The sequence below is a fragment of the Streptococcus sp. KHUD_013 genome (genome assembly GCF_052588545.1).
In genome coordinates this window covers 1191104-1214382 of record NZ_CP186264.1, presented here as the reverse complement: position 1 = coordinate 1214382, position 23279 = coordinate 1191104, and the positions used below count along the sequence as shown (strand labels likewise).

Annotated in this window: 21 protein-coding genes and 1 pseudogene; 17 read left to right on the top strand and 5 right to left on the bottom strand. The window is 45.8% G+C overall.

The window, feature by feature from the left end:
* Positions 1-69 precede the first annotated feature (69 nt).
* From rexB to ACOXXR_RS05695, 3 genes are read left to right on the top strand one after another with little or no spacing between them, the layout of a single operon-like run.
* Positions 70-3348: an ATP-dependent nuclease subunit B gene (gene rexB, locus ACOXXR_RS05705; RefSeq protein ID WP_445278243.1), complete on the top strand. Its 3279-nt coding sequence runs from the start codon at positions 70-72 to the stop codon at positions 3346-3348.
* A complete protein-coding gene (addA, locus tag ACOXXR_RS05700; protein ID WP_445278242.1) occupies positions 3345-7022 on the top strand; it encodes a helicase-exonuclease AddAB subunit AddA in 3678 nt (1225 codons plus the stop codon). The genes rexB and addA overlap by 4 nt, the downstream gene beginning before the upstream one ends.
* Positions 7023-7024: 2 nt before the next feature.
* Positions 7025-7330, top strand: a complete 306-nt coding sequence (locus tag ACOXXR_RS05695) for a DUF4298 domain-containing protein (RefSeq protein WP_445278241.1) — start codon at positions 7025-7027, stop codon at positions 7328-7330.
* Between the two features lie 263 nt (positions 7331-7593).
* On the opposite strand, the gene ACOXXR_RS05690 is transcribed toward ACOXXR_RS05695, so the two are convergent.
* From ACOXXR_RS05690 to ACOXXR_RS05675, 4 genes are all read right to left on the bottom strand, one after another.
* Positions 7594-7779 carry a hypothetical protein gene (locus tag ACOXXR_RS05690; RefSeq protein ID WP_006596525.1) on the bottom strand — a complete coding sequence of 62 codons (186 nt, stop codon included), beginning with the start codon at positions 7777-7779 and terminating at the stop codon, positions 7594-7596.
* A 32-nt stretch (positions 7780-7811) separates the two neighbouring features.
* The gene (locus tag ACOXXR_RS05685; RefSeq protein WP_006596524.1) at positions 7812-8168 is read right to left on the bottom strand and encodes a class Ib ribonucleoside-diphosphate reductase assembly flavoprotein NrdI; all 357 of its coding nucleotides are present in this window, start codon (positions 8166-8168) and stop codon (positions 7812-7814) included.
* Positions 8169-8516 carry a hypothetical protein gene (locus tag ACOXXR_RS05680; protein ID WP_006596523.1) on the bottom strand — a complete coding sequence of 116 codons (348 nt, stop codon included), beginning with the start codon at positions 8514-8516 and terminating at the stop codon, positions 8169-8171.
* Between the two features lie 209 nt (positions 8517-8725).
* The gene (locus ACOXXR_RS05675) at positions 8726-9292 is read right to left on the bottom strand and encodes a TetR/AcrR family transcriptional regulator (protein WP_414281408.1); all 567 of its coding nucleotides are present in this window, start codon (positions 9290-9292) and stop codon (positions 8726-8728) included.
* 151 nt (positions 9293-9443) lie between these two features.
* On the opposite strand from ACOXXR_RS05675, the pseudogene ACOXXR_RS05670 reads away from it, so the two are divergent.
* Positions 9444-10396, top strand: a pseudogene (locus ACOXXR_RS05670) (hypothetical protein).
* A gap of 467 nt (positions 10397-10863) precedes the next feature.
* On the opposite strand, the gene ACOXXR_RS05665 reads toward ACOXXR_RS05670, so the two are convergent.
* Positions 10864-11034, bottom strand: a complete 171-nt coding sequence (locus ACOXXR_RS05665; RefSeq protein WP_003002781.1) for a DUF3042 family protein — start codon at positions 11032-11034, stop codon at positions 10864-10866.
* Positions 11035-11117: 83 nt separating this feature from the next.
* Between ACOXXR_RS05665 and miaA the strand changes: the two genes are divergently transcribed.
* The 13 genes from miaA to ACOXXR_RS05600 all read left to right on the top strand — a co-directional run bounded on the left by miaA (position 11118) and on the right by ACOXXR_RS05600 (position 23244).
* Positions 11118-12008: a tRNA (adenosine(37)-N6)-dimethylallyltransferase MiaA gene (gene miaA / locus ACOXXR_RS05660; protein WP_445278240.1), complete on the top strand. Its 891-nt coding sequence runs from the start codon at positions 11118-11120 to the stop codon at positions 12006-12008.
* The gene (hflX, locus tag ACOXXR_RS05655) at positions 11995-13245 is read left to right on the top strand and encodes a GTPase HflX (protein WP_195562879.1); all 1251 of its coding nucleotides are present in this window, start codon (positions 11995-11997) and stop codon (positions 13243-13245) included. The genes miaA and hflX overlap by 14 nt, the downstream gene beginning before the upstream one ends.
* On the top strand, positions 13229-13849 hold the full coding sequence (locus ACOXXR_RS05650; RefSeq protein ID WP_445278870.1) for a cystathionine beta-lyase: 621 nt from the start codon (positions 13229-13231) through the stop codon (positions 13847-13849). The genes hflX and ACOXXR_RS05650 overlap by 17 nt, the downstream gene beginning before the upstream one ends.
* Positions 13850-13859: 10 nt before the next feature.
* Entirely contained in the window at positions 13860-14789 is a 930-nt protein-coding gene (gene rnz / locus ACOXXR_RS05645; protein ID WP_048788919.1) for a ribonuclease Z, read from the top strand.
* 1 nt (position 14790) lies between these two features.
* Positions 14791-15546 (top strand): SDR family NAD(P)-dependent oxidoreductase, encoded by a 756-nt coding sequence (locus ACOXXR_RS05640; RefSeq protein WP_445278239.1) that lies wholly within the window; start codon positions 14791-14793, stop codon positions 15544-15546.
* A 10-nt stretch (positions 15547-15556) separates the two neighbouring features.
* Entirely contained in the window at positions 15557-16267 is a 711-nt protein-coding gene (locus ACOXXR_RS05635) for a class I SAM-dependent methyltransferase (RefSeq protein WP_445278238.1), read from the top strand.
* Position 16268: 1 nt separating this feature from the next.
* Complete coding sequence (locus tag ACOXXR_RS05630; RefSeq protein ID WP_445278237.1) at positions 16269-16673, top strand: GNAT family N-acetyltransferase; 405 nt, start codon at positions 16269-16271, stop codon at positions 16671-16673.
* 334 nt (positions 16674-17007) lie between these two features.
* Positions 17008-17790: a hypothetical protein gene (locus ACOXXR_RS05625; RefSeq protein ID WP_445278236.1), complete on the top strand. Its 783-nt coding sequence runs from the start codon at positions 17008-17010 to the stop codon at positions 17788-17790.
* Positions 17791-18026: 236 nt separating this feature from the next.
* Positions 18027-20240 (top strand): single-stranded-DNA-specific exonuclease RecJ, encoded by a 2214-nt coding sequence (gene recJ / locus ACOXXR_RS05620; RefSeq protein ID WP_445278235.1) that lies wholly within the window; start codon positions 18027-18029, stop codon positions 20238-20240.
* Positions 20240-20833: a TipC family immunity protein gene (locus ACOXXR_RS05615; RefSeq protein ID WP_445278234.1), complete on the top strand. Its 594-nt coding sequence runs from the start codon at positions 20240-20242 to the stop codon at positions 20831-20833. Before recJ ends, ACOXXR_RS05615 begins: the two co-directional genes overlap by 1 nt.
* A 156-nt stretch (positions 20834-20989) precedes the next feature.
* Entirely contained in the window at positions 20990-21502 is a 513-nt protein-coding gene (locus ACOXXR_RS05610) for an adenine phosphoribosyltransferase (RefSeq protein WP_123160176.1), read from the top strand.
* 101 nt (positions 21503-21603) lie between these two features.
* A complete protein-coding gene (metA, locus tag ACOXXR_RS05605; protein WP_313964991.1) occupies positions 21604-22548 on the top strand; it encodes a homoserine O-acetyltransferase MetA in 945 nt (314 codons plus the stop codon).
* 9 nt (positions 22549-22557) lie between these two features.
* On the top strand, positions 22558-23244 hold the full coding sequence (locus ACOXXR_RS05600; RefSeq protein ID WP_445278233.1) for a DnaD domain-containing protein: 687 nt from the start codon (positions 22558-22560) through the stop codon (positions 23242-23244).
* Positions 23245-23279: the final 35 nt, after the last annotated feature.

Sequence of the window (23279 nt, the reverse complement as noted above, 5' to 3'; positions counted from 1 at the left end):
GGAAAATCCCTGTAGAAAAGGCGCAAAGATGGTATAATAGAACTATCATTTTACAGGAATCAGTACATTATGAAATTAGTCTATACAGATATTCGAACGCCTTTAACCCAGGTCTTGGTGGATGAAGCCAATCGCTTGGTTGAAGAAGGGAAGCGGGTCTTTTATATCGCGCCCAACTCCCTATCTTTTGAGAAGGAGCGCAAAGTCTTGCAACTTCTAGACCAGAAGGCTTCTTTTGCCATCACCATTACGCGCTTTGCCCAGATGGCACGCTACTTTACACTCAATGAAAGCCATCAGCAACAAGCACTTGATGATATCGGTCTCGGTATGCTCTTTTTTAAGGTGCTTTCTCAGATGCCAGATGAAGAGCTCAAGGTCTATGCCCGTCTCAAAAAAGATCCCCAGTTTATCCAACAATTGATCCAGCTCTTTCATGAGTTGCAGACGGCCCAGATGACTCCGTCAGACTTGGATGCCTTGCCAGATCAGGAGAAGAGAGAAGATCTGGTCCATATCTTGAAAGCTGTTCAAGATCAGTTAGTCGCAGGTTCCTTTGAGTCTGAGTCTAAGTTGGCTAGTTTTGCCTCTCACCTTATCAAGGGAGATTTGGATAAGGAGTTAAAAGACTTGGCTCTAGTGATTGACGGCTTTACCCGTTTCTCAGCCGAGGAGGACTACCTGGTTCATTTACTACATGACAAGGGGGTCGAGATCATTATTGGGGCTTACGCCAGTGAGAAAGCCTATCGCTCGACCTTTCGTGAGGGAAACCTCTACCAGGCCAGTGTGGACTTCCTGCTAGACTTGGCCAGAACTTACCAGGTCACGCCAAGCTACGTCGGTCAAGGAAAAGAAGATGCCTTTAGCCGGATGACGCGGATCTTGGAAGCGCGCTATGACTTTACGGAGGTAGAGGGGAAGCTGTCTGACCAAGACCGAGAAGCAGTAGAGATTTGGACCTGCAACCATCAAAAGGAAGAACTAGAGGCTGTAGCCCGCTCCATTCGCCAATGCCTGTATGAGGGAGCACGTTACAAGGATATTCGCGTCCTCTTGGGGGATGTGGATGCTTATCAACTCCAGCTCAAGACCATCTTTGACCAGTATCAGATTCCTTTCTATCTTGGAAAGAGTGAATCCATGGCCCAGCATCCCCTGGTCCAATGGGTAGAATCCTTGGATCGCCTTCGTCGTTATCGGTTTTTGGCCGAGGATGTAGTCAACCTCTTGAAGACGGGACTCTATGGGACGCTGACAAGAGAGGACATTGACCATTTCGAACAATATGTTCGCTTTGCAGAAATCAAGGGTCTGGCTGCCTTTTCTCGTGACTTTACAGCCAACCACCAGGACAAATTTGACCTAGAGCGTCTCAATCAGATTCGCCAGCAAGTCATCGGTCCTCTGCAGGACTTTTACAAGACCAAGAGTCAGACCAGCCAGGGACTTCTGAAGAAGTTTGCCCAGTTTTGTCAAGATGCCCAGTTGGCGCAAAATATGCAAACCTTAGCTAGTCGTGGCTCTGAGCAGGAGATGGAACGTTATGACCAGGTCTGGAAGTCCTTTAGCCATGTGCTAGAACAATTTGCCCAAGTCTTTGATCAACTCAAAGTGACCTTGGATGATTTCCTGAGCATCCTCTTGTCAGGGATCTTGTTGGCAAGCTATCGGACGGTCCCAGCGACTGTAGATGTGGTGACGGTCCAGTCCTATGATTTGATTGAGCCCTTATCAGCTCCCTATGTCTATGCTATTGGTTTGACCCAGGAGCGCTTCCCTAAGATTGCCAAGGACCAATCCTTGCTGACAGATGAGGAGCGTCAGGTCTTGAACCAAGCTTCAGGGGAACAGGCTAATCTCCAAATTGCTAGTCAGGACAACTTACGGAAGAATCGTTTCGTCGCCCTGTCTCTCTTCAATGCGGCCACCAAACAGTTAGTCTTGTCCAGTCCTATCTTAGTCAATGAAGTGGATGACAAGATGTCGCCTTACTTGCTTGAGCTGACCAAGGAACCGCTTGCTCTACCCGTCATTCAGAAGAAGGCAAGGGCCTCTAGTGAAGATATGGGGTCTTACCAGGCTCTCTTAGCTCGACTGATTGAATTGCACCAGGGAGAAATAGACCAGGAGTTGAGCAAGGAAGAAGCGACTTTCTGGGCAGTTGCTATTCGCGTCCTTCGGAAAAAATTAGCGTCAGAAGGCTTGCACATTCCGCAAATTAGCCAAAGCTTGACGACCAAGGTCTTAGAGGATGAGACGCTGGAAGTCCTTTATCCAAAAGGGCAGGCCCTGTCTTTATCTGCTTCAGCTCTCAACACCTACTACCAAAACCAATACAGCTATTATCTTCACTATGTCCTAGGCTTACAGGAGGAGTGGCACTTGCGTCCAGATGCTAGAAGCCATGGGAATTTCTTGCACCGAATTTTTGAACGTGTGCTGAAAGATCCTTCAGAAGGGGATTTTGATGAGCGCTTGAACAAGGCCATTCGCGAAACCAGCCAGGAGACAGAGTTTGCCCTCCTATATCAGGAGAATGCCATGGCTGCTTTTTCAAAAGAATTGCTCCTGGATACAGCTCGGGCGACTGGTCGTGTCCTCGCTCACAATGACAGCATCGAAACCATTGGGGAAGAAGCTCTCTTTGGCCGAGAAGATCGTCCCTTCTTAACCCTTGAGGATGGCCGTCCGCTCTTGGTCAAGGGCAAGGTCGATCGGATTGACCGTCTCTCTAATACAGGAGCCTTGGGAGTGGTGGACTACAAGTCTGGAGAGACTAAGTTTAATTTTGAGAAGTTCTTTAATGGACTCAACTCCCAGTTGCCAACCTATCTGTCTGCTATCAAAGACTTTAAGGTTTTTGATCCTGACAAGGGGATTTTTGGAGCCATGTACTTGCAGATGACAGATCCTTTGGTGCCTCTCAAGGATACCAAGGCGGTTGATGATGCTGTCCAAGCGGTTCTAAAATCCCAACAATACAAGGGGCTCTTCTTGGCAGACCAAGCTAACCAACTAGGGGAGAGCTATGAGAAAAACAAGGCTATGTTGCTGAGTCAAGAGGAGCTAGACCTGCTCTTGCTCTACAATGCCCATCTCTATCAACAAGCAGCCGAGGGCATCTTGTCGGGTGACTTTGCTATCAACCCTTATACTGAAAATGGTCGAAGCATTGCTCCGTATGTAGAACAATATAAATCGATTACGGGATTTGAAGCCAATCTCCACCTAGGACAAGCTCGCTTCTTGGAGAAATTGGACCCAAGTCGCTATGATAAACGCCCAGTCGGTGACAAGCTCCGTCAGGCCTGGATAGAAAAAATGAAGGAGGAATTGAATCAATGAAACCAATTGAATTTCTAAGTCCCAGTCAGATTCAAGACCTCCAAGTCCAGGAGGCCCAGTCTGATAAGGAACCAAAGCGGACACCTGAGCAGATAGAAGCTATCTATTCGTCAGGAACCAATATCCTAGTCTCAGCTTCGGCCGGTTCTGGGAAGACTTTTGTCATGGTCCAACGGATCCTGGATCAATTGCACCGAGGGATTTCCATACAGCAATTGTTTATCTCAACCTTTACGGTCAAGGCAGCGACTGAGCTCAAGGAACGCTTGGAAAAGGAGTTGGAGAAGAGCCTAAAGGCTACCAAGGACGAGGAGCTCAAGCACCACCTGGCCCAACAAATTGCAGAATTACCAACTAGTGATATCGGGACCATGGATGCCTTCACGCAGCGACTGGTCTCCAAATATAGCTATTTATTAGGCCTCTCGCCGACCTTTCGTATCCTCCAAAGTGCTAGTGAGCAGTCCTTACTCAAGAATGACTGCTTCGAGCAAGTCTTTGAGCAGTTTTATGAGGAGCAAGGGCCTGAACGCCTCTTTAGTCGCTTGGTTAAGAACTTCACAGGAAAGGGTAAGTCGCTAGCAGGTTTTAAGGACCAGGTATACGCCCTAGTAGACTTCTTGCAATCCACTGCGGATCCTCTCGCCTGGTTGGAGGAGTCCTTCCTCAAAGGCTATCAGGATTTGGACTATGATGAAGCCTTGGATCAGTTAGCCCAAGAGGTAAAAGAGCAACTCTTTGAATTGGAATCTTTCTTTACCTTCCATCTGGCTAATGAAGGACAAGCATTTTCAGGGGCCAAGTACCAAGAAAATGTCACCGCTATTCAAGACTTGATTGCTCGTCTCAATGAGAAATCCAGCCAGGAAGCGATTTTTGAGGTCTTGGAGCGGGTGGTCTTGATCTCCCGTGCCAGTGGCGGACGAAGTCTGACCATCACGACTCGAAAAGAAGACCTGAAAGAGTTAGCGACTGCCTTTAATGACGAACGCAAAGAACGTATCGAAGCCTTGCGGGCAGCAGCCTCCCAGCACTACCAACTAACCTATCAGATTCGCTTCAAGGATGAACCCTTGCCTTTGCTAGTCTTGCTCAGGGATTTTGTCCAAGCTTTCTCGATTGCATATTTGGAACGCAAGAAGCAGGAAAATACCTTTGAATTTGGCGACATCAGCCATTTTGCCATCCAGATTCTTGAAGAATTTCCTCATATCCGCAGTCTCTATCAGGAGCGCTACCACGAGGTCATGGTCGATGAGTACCAAGATACCAACCACACTCAAGAGCGGATGTTGGAGCTCTTGTCTAATGGCCACAACCGCTTCATGGTGGGAGATATCAAGCAGTCTATCTACCGCTTCCGTCAGGCTGATCCTCAGATTTTTAATGACAAGTTTAAGGCCTACCAAGAAGAAGGGGCAGATGGCAAATTGATCCTGCTCAAAGAGAATTTCCGGAGCCATGTAGAAGTCTTAGAAGCGACCAACCATGTCTTTGAACGCCTCATGGATGAGGAAGTTGGAGAGATTCTCTATGACCAGAGCCATCGCTTGATTGCGGGAAATCCGGAGAAGAAAGAGCCGACACCAGCTTATGAGACGGAGTTCCTGCTCTATGATGGGAGTCAGGACGCAGCTGAAACAGGTGAAGAAGAGGAGCAAGAAGGGGATAGCCTATCCTCAGGTGAAGTCCTTTTGGTCATCAAGGAGATCATCCGCCTCCACAATGAAGAAGGGGTACCTTTCAAAGATATCACGCTTTTGACGGCTTCACGGACCCGTAACGACAAGGTGCTTTCAGCCTTTGAAGCCTATCAAATTCCTATCGTTGCGGACGGGGGAGAGGAAAACTACCTCCAGTCTGTTGAGGTCATGGTCCTCTTGGATACCCTCCGGACCATTAACAATCCCTTACAGGACTATCCCTTGGTGGCCCTCATGAAATCAGCCATGTTTGAATTTGACGAGGACCAGTTAGCTCGCTTAGCTTTACAGGGAGTTGAAGGCAAGAAAGCAGAAAATCTCTATGAGAAACTGCAGCATGCTTTAGACCAGACTGGAAGTGCTCCTCAGTTGATCGATTCAAGCTTAAGAGAGAAACTCACTCGCTTTATGGAGACACTGGATGGCTGGCGTGACTATGCCCAGACGCATTCTCTCTATGACCTGCTTTGGAAGATTTACCAGGATCGCCACTACTATGATTATGTGGGTGCCCTGCCAAATGGTGCCCAACGGCAGGCCAATCTCTATGCCTTGACTCTTCGGGCAAATGACTTCGAAAGTTCTAGTTTCAAGGGATTGCCTCGCTTTATCTCCATGATTGATAAGATCTTGGAAAACCAGCATGACTTGGCCAATGTTGCCCAGGCAGTTCCTAAGGATGCTGTCCAACTCATGACCATCCATAAGAGCAAGGGACTTGAGTTCCCCTATGTCTTTATCCTCAACACCGATAAAAAGTTTGTCGGCAAAGAACTGTCTACCAATGCCGTTATCAGTCGGAAAAATGGGGTGGGCATCAAGTATATTGCGAATCTTCCTGTCGAGTCTGATCAAGAGGGACTTCCTGAGGCGGTTCGATTGGTCATTGAGACCCTGCCTTACCAGCGAAATGTCGAGGAAATTCGTCTGGCAGCCTTGTCGGAGCAGATGCGTCTCCTCTATGTCGCTATGACCCGGGCAGAGCGTAAGCTTTATCTTGTCGGTAAGGGCCGGCAGGATAAGCTAGAAGAGAGAAAATGGGGAGCCAGTGTCAATGGACGCTTGAGCCCAGCTCTTCGGAAGGAGATCAATTGTTTCCAAGACTGGCTCTATGCCATTCAGGCAGTCTTTGCCCAGCAACACTTAGCCTATCAGACTCATTTTGTGTCCGACCAAGACTTGACGCCGGAGCAAATCGGTCACTTGGAGTTGAAGTCTTCTCTTCCAGTTGATGACCTCAAGGACAACCGTCAATCAGATGAGATCCGCCGGGCTTTAGACGTCTTAGAATCAGTGGACCGGCTCAACACCCAATACCAAGCAGCCATCCAACTTCCGAGTGTGCGGACTCCGAGCCAAATTAAGAAATTCTATGAACCTATCCAAGATATCGACGGAGTGGACCTCATGGAAAAAGCAGATCTTGCCTTAGCAAGCTTTGAGTTTCCAACCTTTGGCAAGGAAGAAGCTGTGACAGGGGCGGCAGTCGGTAGTGCCCTGCACGAACTGATGCAACGGATCCCATTGACGACGATTCCAACCATGGAGAGCCTAGCAATGGTTCTCCAAGAGGTCAATGCCAGTCCGGCTGTCAAGAAGCGGATCGACCTCAAGAAGGTTTTGGCTTTCTTCCAGACCGACTTGGGACAACTCTTGCTCAAGGAGTCAGGCAAAGTCCATCGTGAAGCCCCATTTGCCATGCTCAAGACGGATCCAGCTAGTGGTCAGGACTTTGTAGTTCGGGGGATCTTGGACGGCTACTTGCTTCTAGAAGATCGGATTCTTCTCTTTGACTACAAGACAGACCGTTACCGCAACCCTCAGGACTTGCTAGATCGTTACCAGGCCCAACTGGAACTCTACGCAGAAGCCCTCCGTCGCTCGTATGGTATAGACTGCATCGAATCGTATTTAATCTTACTAGGAGGCGAGCAATTGCAAGTCGTTTCTCTAGCAGATAGAAAGGATTAATCATGACTCCTATCGAACGAATCCAAGAGATGGAAGGCCATCTCAACGCCTACCAAGGTTTAATCGAAGAGCTTGAAGCATGTTTGCAACGAGTAGAAGCAGGCCAGTATAGCTATATCGCCCTTCGCGATTACTACACTAGCCAGGTCTATATGGAGGATGTCGAACTGTCCAATCAACCAGACTTTCCTGAAGAGGTCTATTGTGGTGTTCTGTCGGAAGATGCCGTCTACGATTTGTTGGACGAGCACTACCAAAAGGCAGTGGAAATGCTAGACCTTGCGACCAAGATGTTAAAAGAACGATAAGAACACAAAAAGAGAGTGGGACAGAAATCGGTAATTAGTTAGAATTCGATTTCGTCGTCCCACCTCCGCACAGTTGAGTAGGGCTGTAAAAGCTGATGAAATCAGCGTAGTAGAGCCCACTCAACCACTGCGTCTTGCTCGACTATCCAAAGACAATTGAGAGGCTAGGACTTTTATCCCAGCCTCTATTGATACGCAAAACAGGTCAACAGATGACCTAAAAATCATTGAACAAATTAAGCTCTTCTATTTTGACAAAAAAGTCAATCTTTCTGTGACGCACTGGAAGTTGCGTCTACCTGATTCTGATCTGCTTCTTCTTGTTTAGAAGAATTTCTTTCCGTCTTATCTAAAGTGTCGGGCTCTTTCTGTACATGCCCGCAGGCCGTTAGGATAAAGACAGAAATCAGAGCCAGAAACAAGCTCCCAATTTTCTTGAATCTAGACATACGAGTCCTCCATTTTACGAAACTTGATGAGACTAGCACTCCGCCAAAAATTCCTGCACAGTCTCGACATCTTCTGGACTACCGCCTCGGTCAATATCGCAGATATGCTGGAGCCCATATTTTTCGATAATCAAGGCAGTCGCCCCGCAGAAGGTCCGGCCGTGTTTAACAGAGTCACCATTATTAACAAAACCTTTAATCAGCCCAGGATGTTTCTTGATAAAGCGTTTGGTAGACCAGGGAATTTTCCCAGCACCAGCATTTCGAGTAATGAGAATACAGGGCTCTTCCAGTTTCTCCTTGATAGTCTGGGTCGGATAGCCCAGTGATTCTGCAAATCGTTTACCAATACCAGTATTTGAATCATAAACTACAATCATCTTCATCACCTACTTTCTTAAAAAAAGGATAGCAAACCAAGCCGCAAAGCCTAAAACCACGACATCTGAGATGAGCATAAGCATGAACTCTAAATCTGGCATCATGTGAATGTACATCAGCAATGACAAAGTTGTCAAAGCCAGTGCCGTCAGCTTAACAACTGCCGGCAAGCCCGGAATCAAAGCTGCTCCGATCAGGACAACGATGAGACCTCCGACTAAAAATGACTGAAAATCCACACTTAAACTAAAACCAACTGTCGCACCGCCGTAACCAATGGTCAAAAGACCAATCAGCACCAGACAGATACCCAAAATAGCCAATCCGCTCATAGCAAATCCTCCTTGCTTATTCATTCATTTCCTCACTTTCCGTTTTTGAATGAACGATTTCTAATATTCATTCAAAACTTTTTAAAAAATAATTCACTTTATACTTATCCAATCACATTTCTTGAATACCTTCCAATTCCTATTCGCACTACATAAGACATCACCTCCTTTTGTTTATGAATGAATGATTTTAAAAATTCATTCATGCTTGCTTCTAAGTAAAGGAATTTCCTCTATTTGGAAAAAATCCCCTTAACAAAATATTTCACTAAAGTCTCAAGACTATCGAAATAGCCTGAAAATTCCTGCTCTGTGACATGCATGTCTATGTAATAAATCAAGTCATAAACCTTCATGATCTCAGCTATTTTCTCCTTCGAAAAGCCCTCTTCCTGCAAGCGCTGGCTGAAGGTCTGAATCAGAAACTGATGAAAGGCATTGGATGCTCGTCCGGCATCCTGATTATAGTAATCGTGCAGAATCTGAGAAATGCCTGGCTTGTTCCACTCAGCCAGAATTTTATTGGGTGAAATCAACTCAAAAGTGACTGCAAAAAGCTGCTCAACGATTGCCTCGGGCTCGCCCTGCCAGTCTACGCGTTGCATGATTCCCTCACGTATTTGGCTATTTTCAGCTACATAAACCTCCAAGAAGATAGCTTCCTTGGACTCATAATACTTGTAAAATGATCCGACAGCCATATGGCTTCTCTTAGCAATATCAGAAATTCCAGCTGCCTTATAGCCTTTTTCTGCAAATACTTCTCTAGCCGCAGCCAAGAGCTCATTTTTTTTATCCATTTCCATGCCTCTTTTATGAATGAATCAATCTATATATTCATTCATATTTTAACACATTCTTGCCATTTGTCAAGCATTTATGCTATACTATACAAAAAAGATAGTTTGCTAATCAAATTATTTTTTTGTACTATATTTTGAAGGTTGAGCTATGCTCAAGGAAAGACGTAACCAGGGTACCATCGCCCTACTGGTAATTACTTTTATTTTTCTAGCAGTTGCTGCAGTGATGGGATTTATCCAATACCAAAAAGTCAACACCAAGACTGCCTATGACCGAAATAGCAATCCCGGAGCAGATTCAGCAGTCTATGCTGAAGTGTCATATATTTTTCCAGAGGCTCTGATTGAAGTAGAAGATAATACTCAAGTTTGGCTGGTTGCTTACCAAGACGGATATGTTGGTCTGCAGGCTAAAAAGGGAGACAAACAGATTGCCCAGCTCTTGGAAAAAGAGAAAAAGGGCGAGCTGGAAAAAAATCCTGTCCGAATCGTTGGCTCCTATGTTAATGCTAACTCCCCTAAAAAAATCAGGGATATATCTCTAATTATGGCAGCCTCGTTCGCGGTCTCCTAGCAGACAATCCCGAAGTCATCACAGTAATGTCAAGCAGCTCCTATATCTCTATCACTGAATTTGAATCTGATAATCTTGCATTCATGTTCTACATTCTGTTTTTGATTGGACTCTGTGTTTTCTTTGTCGTTATAGGAATTATCGGCCGCAAGAAAAATATCGCTGCCTACGAAGAAATCTATGCAGCCTATCCAGAGGCCAAGAACAATCTCAATATCCTGCTGGAGCAAGCTTCTTTCCACGACGATGTGCTGAAAATTGCTGTTTATAAAGACCATCTCATTACCTACTATAGAGGTTTCAAGGCGATTGATCTCAAACAGGTCGTCCATCTCTACCACCACATTCTCACCATGCATCGTGGCTTCGTTGCTTCAAACAGAAACTCAACCTTAGTTGCTGTTCGAAACAATCAAAAGAAATACCAAATGCCTATTAAGAACATTGGTAAAACAACAGACACTAAACTTCAGTCAACCTTTGACTACCTCTACAACCACTTCCCTCATATCCGATTGGGAGTGTAATATCACATAAAGAGAGTGGGACAGAAATCGGTAATTCGTTAGAATTCGATTTCGTCGTCCCACCTCCGCACAGTTGAGTAGGGCTGTAAAAGCTGATGAAATCAGCGTAGTAGAGCCCACTCAACCACTGCGTCTTGCTCGACAATCCAAAGACAATTGAGAGGCTAGGACTTTTGTCCCAGCCTCTTCAAATTGAAGATAAAGTCTATAGAAAAACTTTCCTTAGGTGAGTGCGGACGTCAGCGAACTTCGTAGAAGTTCCATGACTTAGTTTTGAACCTAAGGTTTCAAAACTACCGAGTGCTTGAACCATGGTGGTTCAAGCACTTTTTCTCACGGCGGAAAGTTTTAGATTTGCTTAAATGCTTATCTAATAAAAAATTTTTGAAATATTATCTAGCTAGTTAATGTAAAAATAGTTTGTTTCCATTCAAAAAAACTCCGGGAAACCGGAGTTTTTTGATTGATTAGTGTGATACGCGACGACGTGCTGCTTTTTTGCGGTTTTCTTCGATGAAAGCTGCTTTTTGTTCTTCAGGCTCGATTACTTTTTTCTTGAATGTGTAAACTGCACCTGCTACAGCAGCAACTGTACCAGCAACACCAGTAACAAAACCTTTACCAAATCCTTTAGCCATGAGAATTTCTCCTTTTTAGAACTTTAAATTTTTATGTTATAATATATGGTAACGAAAAAATGCGATTTTTGCAAGGAAAAACGATGAAAAACAAGATAATTGTGATAGTGGGACCGACCGCTGTTGGGAAAACAGCCCTCGCTATCGAGGTGGCCCAGCGCTTTCAGGGGGAGGTCATCAGCGGAGATAGCCAGCAGGTCTACCGCACTCTAGATATTGGAACGGCCAAGGCTAGTCCAGAAGAGCAGGCAGCAGCTCCCCATCATCTGATCGATGTCCGCGAGGTGACAGAGACTTACTCAGCCTACGATTTTGTGACAGAAGCCAGCCAAGCCATCGAGGAGATTCAAGGACGGGGGCACCTTCCTATTATTGCTGGAGGGACAGGCCTCTATGTTCAAAGTCTCTTAGAAGGTTATCACCTAGGAGGGGATGTTGCCCACGAGGACATTCTAACCTATCGGGAGTCCTTGTCTCCTCTCACTGATGAAGAACTGTTTGACCGAGTAGCAAAAGAGGGAATTGAAATTCCGCAGATCAATCGTAGACGAGCAATGCGGGCCTTGGAAATCGCCCATTTCGGTCAGGACTTGGAAAATCAAGCTCCAGCTTATGAACCCTATATCATCTGTCTAGACGATGATCGCCAAGCCTTGTATGACCGCATCAATCGACGGGTGGATCTCATGGTTGAGCAGGGCTTGTTCGAAGAAGCCCAGTGGCTCTATGACAACCATCCTGAGGTTCAGGCTGCGAAAGGGATTGGCTACAAGGAGCTCTTTCCTTATTTCAAGGGGGAGCAAAGTTTAGAAGAGGCTCTTGAACAGCTCAAGCAAAATACGCGCCGTTTTGCCAAGCGCCAGTTGACCTGGTTTCGCAATCGGATGACGGTTCATTTTTACCAGATTGGAGAAGAAGGCTTCAAGGAGCGGATTCTTCAAGATATAGAAAGATTTTTAGATGATAGAAACTGAGAAAAAACAGGAGCGGGTCCTCATTGTTGGTGTCGAGCTCCAAGGCATGGAGAACTTTGACATGTCCATGGAGGAGTTGGCCAGTCTAGCCAAGACAGCCGGAGCAGAAGTCGTAGGGATCTACACCCAAAAGAGAGAAAAGTACGATAGCAAGACTTTTGTCGGCTCTGGAAAGCTAGAAGAAATTGCCCAAATGGTCGATGCAGATGAGGTTTCGACTGTTGTCGTTAACAACCGTTTGACCCCTCGCCAGAATGTGAATTTAGAAGAAATCTTAGGTGTAAAGGTCATCGACCGGATGCAGTTGATTTTGGATATCTTTGCCATGCGGGCACGAAGCCACGAAGGCAAGCTCCAGGTTCATCTGGCCCAGCTCAAGTACCTCTTGCCCCGTCTCGTGGGTCAAGGGATCATGCTCAGCCGTCAGGCCGGGGGGATTGGTTCCCGTGGACCGGGAGAAAGTCAGCTGGAGTTGAACCGCCGGAGTGTCCGCAATCAAATCACCGATATCGAGCGTCAACTCAAGGTGGTCGAGAAGAACCGTGAAGTGGTCCGGGAAAAACGCCTAGAATCCCCCATCTTTAAGATTGGCTTGATTGGCTATACCAATGCCGGCAAATCAACCATTATGAATGCCTTGACCAGTAAGACCCAATACGAGGCAGATGAACTCTTTGCGACCTTGGATGCGACCACCAAGAGCATTCATCTAACAGGCAATCTACAAGTAACTCTGACAGATACAGTTGGTTTTATTCAGGACTTGCCGACAGAGTTGGTGACCAGTTTTAAGTCGACCCTGGAAGAAAGCAAGAATGTGGATCTCTTGGTCCATGTCATCGATGCCTCTGATCCCAACCATGAAGAGCATGAAAAGACAGTTCTTCAGATCATGAAGGATTTGGAGATGCTGGAGATTCCACGCTTAACTCTCTACAATAAGGCTGATAAGGTCGCGGACTTTACTCCGACTCAGACACCTTATCGCCTGGTTTCGGCCAAGGATCCCGATAGTCGGACTAAACTGCAGGACATTCTACTTGAAAAGATGCAGGAGCTCTTCCATCCCTTTACGATTCAGGTTCCTTTTGATCAAGCCTACCGCATCCATGAATTGGAGACAATTGCCATATTGGCTGAGCGTTCCTATGAGGAAACTGGTGAGGTCATAACAGGCTACATCGCCCCTAAAAATGCATGGAGACTAGAGGAGTTTTATCATCATGGATTATCTTAATATCGCTCTCAGCTATGGAGGCTATACCAGTCTAGACAAGGTCTATTTGGAGCGGGTCTTAGCGGGATTGACAGAAGAGCAAAAGCTCCAGTTTATCACGCCACCGCCCAGTGTCATCAATGCCTATTTTGCTGAGCTTTACCAAAAGAAGAGCCCCGAAGCAGCAACAGACTATTATGAACAAGTCACTGAGGCCTTTGACCTCTATCAGACCAGTCCTAGCTTTGAGGAGGACAAACCATTTGTCCGTCTCAATCTGTCAGGCAAGGCCTATGGCTTTTGCTACCGAGAAAAGGGCTTGGCTCAAGTCTTTGCTCAGCAAGCAGAAGCTATTCGTATGGACCTCTTGTTTGAGATTGCGCAAATCTTCCCTCACTATCTCGTCTATGAAGAGGAAGGCTTGATCTTGATGCGTCCGGTGAACGATCAAGAGGTGGTGGAGACCAAGGAATTGTCAGCTTTGTCTCAATTTGAAGAGTTTTCAGATGGTAGCATCCGCCTGGCTGGCTACAACCAGGACGAATTGGCTCAATTAGCTAGGGCCTACCCAGGAAAAATCGCCGTTCGATCAAAAAATCGGACTGCTATGATCTATATTAGTTAGAAAGAATACAATGGAAATTCAATTTTTAGGAACGGGTGCGGGACAGCCGTCCAAATCTCGTAATGTCTCAAGTCTAGCCCTTAAACTCTTGGATGAAATCAATGAAGTTTGGCTCTTTGACTGTGGGGAAGGGACGCAAAACCAAATCTTAGAAACCAGCATCCGTCCTCGAAAAGTTAGCAAGATCTTTATCACCCACTTACACGGGGACCATATCTTTGGCTTACCAGGTTTCCTCTCTAGCCGCGCCTTTCAGGCCAATGAAGAGCAGACTGATCTAGAGATTTATGGACCGGTCGGGATCAAATCCTTTGTCTTGACCAGTCTTCGGGTTTCTGGTTCCCGCCTGCCTTACAAGATCCATTTTCATGAGTTCGATGAAGGTTCACTTGGGAAAATCATGGAGACCGATAAGTTCACGGTCTATGCCGAGGCCTTGGACCACACCATTTTCTGTGTCGGCTACCGGGTCATGCAGAAGGATTTGGAAGGGACCCTAGACGCAGACAAGCTCAAGGCAGCAGGGGTTCCATTTGGACCACTTTTTGGCCAGGTCAAAAATGGGCAGGATGTTACCCTGGAAGATGGTACCAAGATCATTGCTGCGGATTATATCTCAGCCCCTCGACCGGGTAAGATCATCACCATCTTGGGCGATACCCGGAAGACCAATGCCAGCGTCAGACTTGCCGTCAATGCAGATGTTCTCGTGCATGAGTCTACCTATGGCAAGGGCGATGAGAAGATTGCTCGTAAGCATGGCCACTCGACCAATATGCAGGCAGCAGAAGTGGCGCGTGAAGCAGGAGCCAAACACCTTCTACTCAACCATATCAGTGCCCGCTTCCTCTCCAAGGACGTCAGTCAATTGCGCAAGGATGCTGCGACTGTGTTTGAGAAGGTCCATGTGGTCAAGGACTTGGAAGAAGTGGAGATCTAAGATGCGAACTATCATCATCACAGGAGCGAGTGGAGGCTTAGCACAAGAAATGGTCAAGCTCCTCCCTGAGGACCGGCTTATTCTCCTAGGGAGAAATCAAGAGAAACTGGAACAAGTCTATGCTGACCATCCTCAAGCCGAATGCATCGGGCTTGATATCACAGATTCCTCAGCTGTTCAAGATATGGTAGAAGAGCTCTATCAGCGCTATGGACAGATCGATGTCTTGGTCAACAATGCAGGCTATGGGATTTTTGAAGAGTTTGACAAGATTACAAACGAGCAGATCCATGCCATGTTTGAAGTCAATACCTTTGCCCTCATGCAGCTTTCGCGCTTGATGGGTGCCCGCATGAAGGAAGCAGGCAAGGGGCACATCGTCAATATCGTCAGTATGGCAGGACTGGTCGCAACAGCCAAATCCAGCCTTTATTCGGCGACCAAGTTTGCGGCCATTGGCTTCTCCAATGCCCTGCGGTTGGAACTCATGCCCTTTGGTGTCCATGTGACGACGGTCAATCCAGGCCCCATTCGGACTACTTTCTTTGACCAGGCAGACCCCGATGGAAGCTATGTCAAGGCTGTAGACCGCTATATTTTGGAGCCTGACTTTGTAGCCAAGAAGATTGTGAAGAACTTTGGAAAAGCAAAACGCGAGCTCAATCTCCCTTGGCTCTTGAACTTGACCCACAAGCTCTATACCCTTTTCCCTCGCATCTCGGACAAGCTAGCCAGCAAGATGTTTAACTTCAAATAGGAGGAGTCAGATGGCAGCCAATATTCAAGCCTATTTAGAAAACATCCGGCAACCTTGGGGACAGATCTATTATGATATCCTTTTTGCCCAATTAAAAGACATCAAGGGCAAGCAGGTCCTTGATTTTGGCAGTGGCTTTGGTCTCGTGGCCAACCACCTGGCACAAGACAATGAGGTCCTTGCTGTGGAACCAAACGAGGAAATGGTCGCCTTGCGGTCCCAGGACCGTCCCTACCAGCAACTGGTCGGAAGTTTGGACCAGTTAGCAAGTCTTGAAGATGCCAGCTTTGATGTTATCCTCTGCCACAATGTTTTGGAGTATGTAGAGGATCGCGAGTCTGTCCTCAAGGCATTCACTCGTCTCTTGAAACCAGGAGGCTTGCTTTCTATCGTCAAGCACAATGAGGTTGGCCGCGTCTTGCAGACGGTGGTCTTTGAAAATGATACTCAGAAGGCCCTCGATTTACTAGCTGGCCAAGATCTGGAAACCCACTCTATGGGCTTGGCTCAAGCCTATGATCTCGGTGCAGCAGTCGAAGGCCTAGCTCTTGAAGTCCAGAACTACCAAGGAATTCGAGTCTTTTATTCCTTGCAGGACAATCGCTTCAAAGGCCGAGAAGGCTGGCGAGAGTCCATGCTTCAGATGGAGCTGGCCGTTTGTCAGGAGTCCCCTTATCGGGATATAGCCTTCTTCCAGCACTATACCTTAAAAAGGAGTTAAGATGTTAGAGTACAAACAAGAGATTCCAGCGATGGCAGACTTAGTCGCACTTTACAGCTCGGTCGGCTGGACCAATTATACCAACAATCCAACTATGCTAGAAGAAGCTGTCAAAGCCAGTCTCTGGCAGTTGGGAGTCTATGATGAGAAAGAGCTCGTTGCCTACATCCGCTTGGTAGGAGATGGTCACTCAGTCATTTTTGTGCAGGACCTCCTGGTACGACCAGATCACCAGCGCCAAGGTATCGGAAGGAAACTTTTAGAAGAGGCTTTAGCGACCTTCCCCAATGTCTATCAACGCCTCCTCGCCACTGAACGGAGCGAGAAGAATCTTGCCTTTTACCAATCTCTGGGCTTTGTTGAACTTTCAGAGCAAGCCTGTACAGGGATGATTTATAATAATTGACGGAGAGAGAGTGGGACAGAAATCGGTAATTCGTTAGAATTCGATTTCGTCGTTCCACCTCCGCACAGTTGAGTAGGGCTGTAAAAGCTGATGAAACCTGCGTAGTAGAGCCCACTCAACCACTGCGTCTTGCTCGACAATCCAAAAACAATTAAGAGGCTAGGACTTTTGTCCCAGCCTCTTTTCTTGTTTTTCCTGACATTCCTTGTAAATAATGGTAGAATAGAGCTAGATAAATGAATACGTTGATGAGTAATTCAACTTGTGAGAATCTTTCATCCTATATAGTCCTCTATCTAACTTTTGGAAGTTTTCTATTATTGGAGGTAGACCTATGAAAAACAAAGGTTATTCCCTTTTACTCCTAGTTCCCATTTTATTCTTAACGATGGTTCTAACCAGTTGTAAGATCATGACATCGAGCGATTACAAAAAGGCTAAAGAAGTTGTTAGCAGTGAGCTTGCTCAAGCTGGTCTTCATGGAAAAGTAACTATCACCAAGTTATCTTGGACTGCCCTAGAATTCCCAACTTATCATGTAAGCTACACCTACTCTGAGAAAACCTACGATGATCAAACGGTACGATTGGAAAATGAAACAACTTTTCATGATGACTGGTCAAGTTCATCTATTATTTTTCTTCCAGACTATAAGAAAGTGTTTTTAGAGCAGAAATCCATAAAAAATATCGAGGAAAAACTAGAGAAGGAAATAAAGAAGCAATCTCTCGGCCTTCCAATTGAATTCTCTATCTTTTTAAGTAACTTTTATCAGGAAGAAAAAGAGGAAATCCTGGATAGCATTGCAAGACAAAATCTCAAAGAAGGGAAAAAAGACTTTGCCGGCTACTATCAAATTCCTTTTCAAACCTTGATAGATCAAGAGTTAATCCGTATGACCATTTATGTAGATGATGCCGTGTCCGTTAAGGAGCAAGACCTAAAAGCGGCAGCTAAAAAGCTAGATGCGAGCAAGCTACCGAATGGTTCCTATAGTTTCTACTATTCCAATCATAAAGATGATTCGGAAGACACGCTCAGTTACTCCTTCAAAGTGAAAGATGGGAAAGTTGTTATTTATGAAGATCAACAGGACGAACTAGAGAATCAAGAATAAGGAAGATGAAAAAGGGACTATCTAATAGACCGCAAGTCAAATAGCAAGGCTGGGAGTTGATTCCCAGTCTTTTCTTTCGTCTAGAAAAGTAAGTCTTGATGGTAAAGGTACCGTGAGTTTAATCGCCATCCGTTTTTTTCTATTCTCTCTTTAGGAAGCATAGGCTTTTATCCCCTCTGATAAATTCATTCATGATATAATAAGTAGACTAGATAACAGGGAGAAAAGATAAACAGATGATCACGTCAAAATATGAATGGCAGTTTGCTGCGCCCTTTTCAGATGATACTTTTTTGGCGCAAGCAAAGAAGAGAGGATTAGAAGCATCTGCAGCCAAGTTACTGGGAGAACGAGGGATCCAGACGGAAGAGGCGCTGGATCGTTTTCTTGAACCTCGGCTAGAAGATCTGCATGATCCCTACCTGCTTCACGATATGGACAAGGCAGTGGATCGCATTTGCCAAGCCATTGAAGATTATGAACAAATCCTAGTTTATGGGGACTATGATGCGGACGGGATGACGGCCGCTTCTATTATGAAGGAAACCCTGGAGCAGATGGGGGCGGAAGTAACCGTCTATCTGCCTAACCGCTTTACGGATGGCTACGGTCCCAATGCCAGTGTCTACAAGTATTTTATTGAACAGCAGGGAATATCCCTCATTATTACAGTGGATAACGGGGTAGCTGGTCATGAAGCCATTGAATTGGCCCAAAGCATGGGAGTAGATGTTATCGTGACCGACCACCATGCCATGCCAGAAGTCTTGCCCGATGCCTATGCCATCATTCACCCCGAGCATCCAAATGCCGATTACCCTTTTAAGCACCTAGCAGGCTGTGGGGTTGCCTTTAAGTTGGCTTGTGCCCTCCTAGAAGAGGTGCCCCTAGATTTCCTTGATCTGGTGGCCATTGGGACCATTGCGGATATGGTCAGTCTGACAGATGAAAACCGCATCCTAGTAAAGTATGGCCTAGGTGTCCTTCGTCAAACCCAACGGATCGGCCTCCAGGAAATGCTCAAGCTGGCCTCCATCGCCCCTCAAGATGTAAATGAAGAAACAGTTGGTTTTCAGATTGCCCCTCGTCTCAATGCCCTGGGGCGTTTGGATGATCCAAATCCAGCGGTCGAACTCTTGACAGGTTTTGACGACGAAGAAGCGCTGGAAATTGCGCTGATGATTCAAGCCAAGAATGAAGAGCGCAAGGAGATCGTCCAAGCCATCTACGATGAGGCCAAAGCCATGGTTGACCCAAGCCTTCCTGTCCAAATCTTGGCAAAAGAAGGCTGGAATCCTGGTGTCCTAGGGATTGTGGCCGGTCGACTACTTGAAGAGCTCCATCAGCCTATCATCGTCCTCACCATAGACCAAGGCAAGGCCAAGGGAAGTGCACGAAGTCCCGAAAGTGTCCATATTTTTGAAGCCCTAGATCCGCATCGTGATCTCTTTATCGCCTTTGGAGGCCATGCGGGTGCAGCTGGTATGACTTTGGAAGTGGACAAGCTCCCTCGTCTGACCGAGATTTTTTCTGACTATATTGTAGAAAAAGGGATTGACCTGACGGCCAAATCCACACTCTTTGTGGATGAGGAGTTGGACCTAGAAGAGCTGACCTTGGATACCTTGAAGAGTTTTGACCGTCTCGCTCCTTTTGGGATGGACCATAAGAAGCCAGTCTTTTACATTCGTGATTTTCAAGTGGAGTCTAGCCGGACTATGGGGGCCGGCAATAGCCATCTGAAGTTGAAGATTCAAAAAGGGGATGCCCGCTTTGATGTGGTGGCTTTTGGCCAGGGCCATTTGGAATTGGAGTACTCCCAAGCGAAAAACTTGGAGTTGGTGGTATCCTTGTCCGTCAATCAGTGGAATGGACAGACCACCCTGCAACTGATGGTGGTGGATGCTCGTGTAGAAGGAGTCCAGCTCTACAATATCCGAGGGAAAAATGCTCCCCTCCCACAAGCCGTCCCACTCTTTAGTCAGTTGGAAGAAGGGGAAGATTCCCCTGCCATTGTTATCGATCGCATACCCGATGACCTGGCTGACTTGAAAGCCCTCTTCCAAGAACAGAACTTCCAAGCGGTCTATTTTAAAAATCACCTAGACAAGGCCTATTACCTGACAGGCTACGGGAGTCGCGATCAGTATGCCAAACTCTACAAAACGCTGTATCAGTTCCCTGAGTTTGATATTCGCCATAAGCTCAGCCAACTATCTGACTACCTCAAGATTCCACAAGTTTTGTTGATTAAGATGATCCAAATCTTCCAAGAGTTAGGCTTTGTCCAGATTGAAAATGGCATCATGACGGTCAACAAGGATGCGGAGAAGAAGGAGATTGCCTCTAGTTCCATCTATCAGGACTTGGTGCAGACGGTCAAAGACCAGGAACTCATGGCCCTAGGATCTGTGCAAGAAATTTATGACTATTTAACAGGATCGATTTAATGAACAAGAAGAAAATATTCCTCTGGCTCACACCCATCCTACTTTTTTGCCTTTATTGGTTGGGAATCTACTGGAGTTTGAGAAATCCCATGGAAGAAATCAACTACGCTGAAAATGGCAGCTGGATGCGCTATGTGATGTTTAAGCCCTTTACAGAGACGATCGGTAGTGATCGCATCTGGAAGGAGGATGAAGGATTTCAGTCCTATCCCTATTCAGATGACATCGTTGGTGGTCAGGAAGAACTATCTGTCATGATGTTTCGAGACAGTTCTGAATGGGTTTACTGGTATGAATACCATCTAAACGAAAATGCATACGTTTGGATGACCTTCAAATACAATTCTAAAAAAAGAGCATTGATTCAAGAAAAAGTGTATCTTTACGAGGATAATCAAACGGTCGAGGGGAGTGATTTTTTACAGAAACTTGCTAGCTACGGCAAAGACCTTACTTGGCTTCGAAACCAAAGCAAGAAGGTCGCCGAACAATACATCCTTGGTACCTGGTTCAAGAATGGAAGCTCGCGCTATTCTTTGAAAAATCTGGGCGATATGACAATCCAGTACAATGAATTGGTAGAAAAGAAGTAAGAGATTTTTTCGAATCCAATCCCACATCTTTTGCGGATGTGGGATTTTGCTTTTGAATCGGGAGCTCGGGAAAATGATTTGGCAAAAATGATGCACGTTAGTAGAATTCATGGTATAATGGAATGTAAAAATTTTTTATATGAAAGAAAGTTAACCATGAATTTAAAAGATTACATTGCAAGCATTGAAAACTATCCGCAAGAAGGAATTACCTTCCGTGATATCAGCCCTTTGATGGCAGATGGCAATGCTTATAGTTATGCGATTCGTGAAATCGTTCAATACGCAACCGATAAGAAAATCGACATGATCGTCGGCCCTGAAGCGCGTGGATTCATCGTTGGATGTCCTGTTGCTTTTGAGTTGGGAATTGGATTTGCGCCTGTTCGTAAGCCTGGCAAGTTGCCACGTGAAGTTATCTCAGCGGACTACGAAAAAGAATACGGTGTGGATACCTTGACTATGCACGCTGATGCCATCAAACCAGGTCAACGCGTCCTCATCGTCGATGACCTCTTGGCAACAGGTGGTACAGTTAAAGCAACCATCGAAATGATTGAAAAACTCGGTGGGATCGTTGCAGGTTGTGCCTTCTTGATCGAGCTCGATGATCTCAAAGGCCGCGAAGCTATCGGAGACTATGATTACAAGGTCTTGATGCATTACTAATATAGTTTAGAGCTATATCTAGATAGAGAAAAACCATAATTGAAAACTATATGCTCCTGTCTTATAATAAGAGGTAACAACTTGTAAGATGGGAGCTTTTTATGCCAATTACCTTAGATAAGAAATTACCAGCAGTTGATATTCTTCGCTCAGAAAATATTTTTGTCATGGATGATATTCGGGCAACTCACCAAGATATTCGTCCTATGAATGTTCTGATTTTGAATCTCATGCCGACTAAGGTAGCAACTGAGACTCAACTGTTACGCCTCTTGGCCAATACTCCCTTGCAGATCAATGTTGATTTCCTCTATATGACTAGCCATGAGTCTAAGACGACAGCGGCGGAACATATGGAAGTCTTCTATAAGTCCTTCGAGGATATTAAAGAGAACTATTATGATGGCTTGATCATTACGGGAGCTCCTGTAGAGAAATTAGCCTTTGAGGAAGTGGATTACTGGGAGGAGTTAACAAAAGTCTTTGATTGGTCTAAACGCCATGTCTTTTCGACCCTGCATCTTTGTTGGGGTGCCCAAGCTGGTCTCTATTACCGCTACGGCATTGAAAAAGTAGCTCTGTGCGACAAGTTATCTGGGATTTATGAGCAAACCGTTCTGAATCCACAAAACCGTTTGATGCGTGGTTTTGACGATGCTTTTTTGGCCCCTCACTCACGTTATACGGATGTCCCCCTCAAAGAAGTGCTAGACAAGAGCAATTTGCAAGTCTTAGCTCAAGGCAGTGAAGTAGGACTATCGATCCTGGCCAGTCCAGACCTTCGAGAGGTCTATAGTTTTGGCCATTTGGAATATGACCGTGATACCTTGGCCAAGGAATACCAGCGGGATGTGAAAGCAGGCTTGAATCCAGATCTTCCCAAGAATTATTTTGATCAGGATGACAGCAGTCGTGACCCTCGGATGCGGTGGAACTTAGCGGCAGCCAACTTCTTTAGTAATTGGATCAATTATGCAGTTTACCAAGAAACTCCTTATCGTTTGGAGGAGTTAGAAAAAGATATTTCATTTTATGGTTACCTATAAAGGGGTAGTATGACATATTCACAAGCATTTAAGTCGGGCAATTTGGTCTTACCAAGTGCCTTACTTTTCCATTATCAACACTTATTTAAAGACGCAGAGGATTTTCTGGTTTGGCAGTTCTTTTATTTGCAAAATACGACCAACCAATCCAGCCTCACGCCGAATCAAATTGCAGATGCGATTGGCAAGTCTGTTGCAGAAGTGAACCAGTCCATGTCTCGCCTGACCAACCAAGGTTTGCTCCAGTATCGAACCATTGAGCTGGATGGGGAGATTGAAGTTCTTTTTGATGCGACTGTTGCGCTCGAACGCCTGGATGACTTGCTTCAAAGTAAGACGGAAGTAGCACAGCGTGGGCAAGACAAGCAGGCAGAAAATGAGCTGGCTGATTTGGTCAAAACCTTTGAGCAGGAGTTAGGCCGTTTATTGACTCCCTTTGAAATCGAAGACTTGACGCAGACAGTCAAACAGGACCAAACAGACCCTGATATTGTGAAGGCTGCCTTGAGAGAAGCAGTCTTTAACGGCAAGCCTCACTGGAAATACATCCAGGCCATCCTGCGCAATTGGCGTCGGGAAGGCATTAATAGCCTGGCTCAGTTGAAAATCAAGCAACAAGAGCGTGAAGCTCTACAGCCTGAAAATGTCACAGTTTCAGATGATTTCTTACAGGCGATGGATTTGTGGAAAGATTAAAAAACTAGCACTTATAAAGTGCTAGTTTTTTTCGT

Coding starts and splice junctions, on each gene's coding strand:
- ACOXXR_RS05665 (WP_003002781.1), bottom strand. CDS start 11,034: ATGGCTAAAGGATTTGGTAAAGGTTTTGTTACTGGTGTTGCTGGTACA.
- ACOXXR_RS05615 (WP_445278234.1), top strand. CDS start 20,240: ATGAACAAGAAGAAAATATTCCTCTGGCTCACACCCATCCTACTTTTT.
- recJ (WP_445278235.1), top strand. CDS start 18,027: ATGATCACGTCAAAATATGAATGGCAGTTTGCTGCGCCCTTTTCAGAT.
- ACOXXR_RS05690 (WP_006596525.1), bottom strand. CDS start 7,779: ATGTCTAGATTCAAGAAAATTGGGAGCTTGTTTCTGGCTCTGATTTCT.
- ACOXXR_RS05600 (WP_445278233.1), top strand. CDS start 22,558: ATGACATATTCACAAGCATTTAAGTCGGGCAATTTGGTCTTACCAAGT.
- ACOXXR_RS05680 (WP_006596523.1), bottom strand. CDS start 8,516: ATGAATAAGCAAGGAGGATTTGCTATGAGCGGATTGGCTATTTTGGGT.
- ACOXXR_RS05625 (WP_445278236.1), top strand. CDS start 17,008: ATGAAAAACAAAGGTTATTCCCTTTTACTCCTAGTTCCCATTTTATTC.
- ACOXXR_RS05675 (WP_414281408.1), bottom strand. CDS start 9,292: ATGGATAAAAAAAATGAGCTCTTGGCTGCGGCTAGAGAAGTATTTGCA.
- metA (WP_313964991.1), top strand. CDS start 21,604: ATGCCAATTACCTTAGATAAGAAATTACCAGCAGTTGATATTCTTCGC.
- hflX (WP_195562879.1), top strand. CDS start 11,995: ATGATAGAAACTGAGAAAAAACAGGAGCGGGTCCTCATTGTTGGTGTC.
- ACOXXR_RS05610 (WP_123160176.1), top strand. CDS start 20,990: ATGAATTTAAAAGATTACATTGCAAGCATTGAAAACTATCCGCAAGAA.
- addA (WP_445278242.1), top strand. CDS start 3,345: ATGAAACCAATTGAATTTCTAAGTCCCAGTCAGATTCAAGACCTCCAA.
- miaA (WP_445278240.1), top strand. CDS start 11,118: ATGAAAAACAAGATAATTGTGATAGTGGGACCGACCGCTGTTGGGAAA.
- rexB (WP_445278243.1), top strand. CDS start 70: ATGAAATTAGTCTATACAGATATTCGAACGCCTTTAACCCAGGTCTTG.
- ACOXXR_RS05695 (WP_445278241.1), top strand. CDS start 7,025: ATGACTCCTATCGAACGAATCCAAGAGATGGAAGGCCATCTCAACGCC.
- ACOXXR_RS05635 (WP_445278238.1), top strand. CDS start 15,557: ATGGCAGCCAATATTCAAGCCTATTTAGAAAACATCCGGCAACCTTGG.
- ACOXXR_RS05640 (WP_445278239.1), top strand. CDS start 14,791: ATGCGAACTATCATCATCACAGGAGCGAGTGGAGGCTTAGCACAAGAA.
- ACOXXR_RS05630 (WP_445278237.1), top strand. CDS start 16,269: ATGTTAGAGTACAAACAAGAGATTCCAGCGATGGCAGACTTAGTCGCA.
- rnz (WP_048788919.1), top strand. CDS start 13,860: ATGGAAATTCAATTTTTAGGAACGGGTGCGGGACAGCCGTCCAAATCT.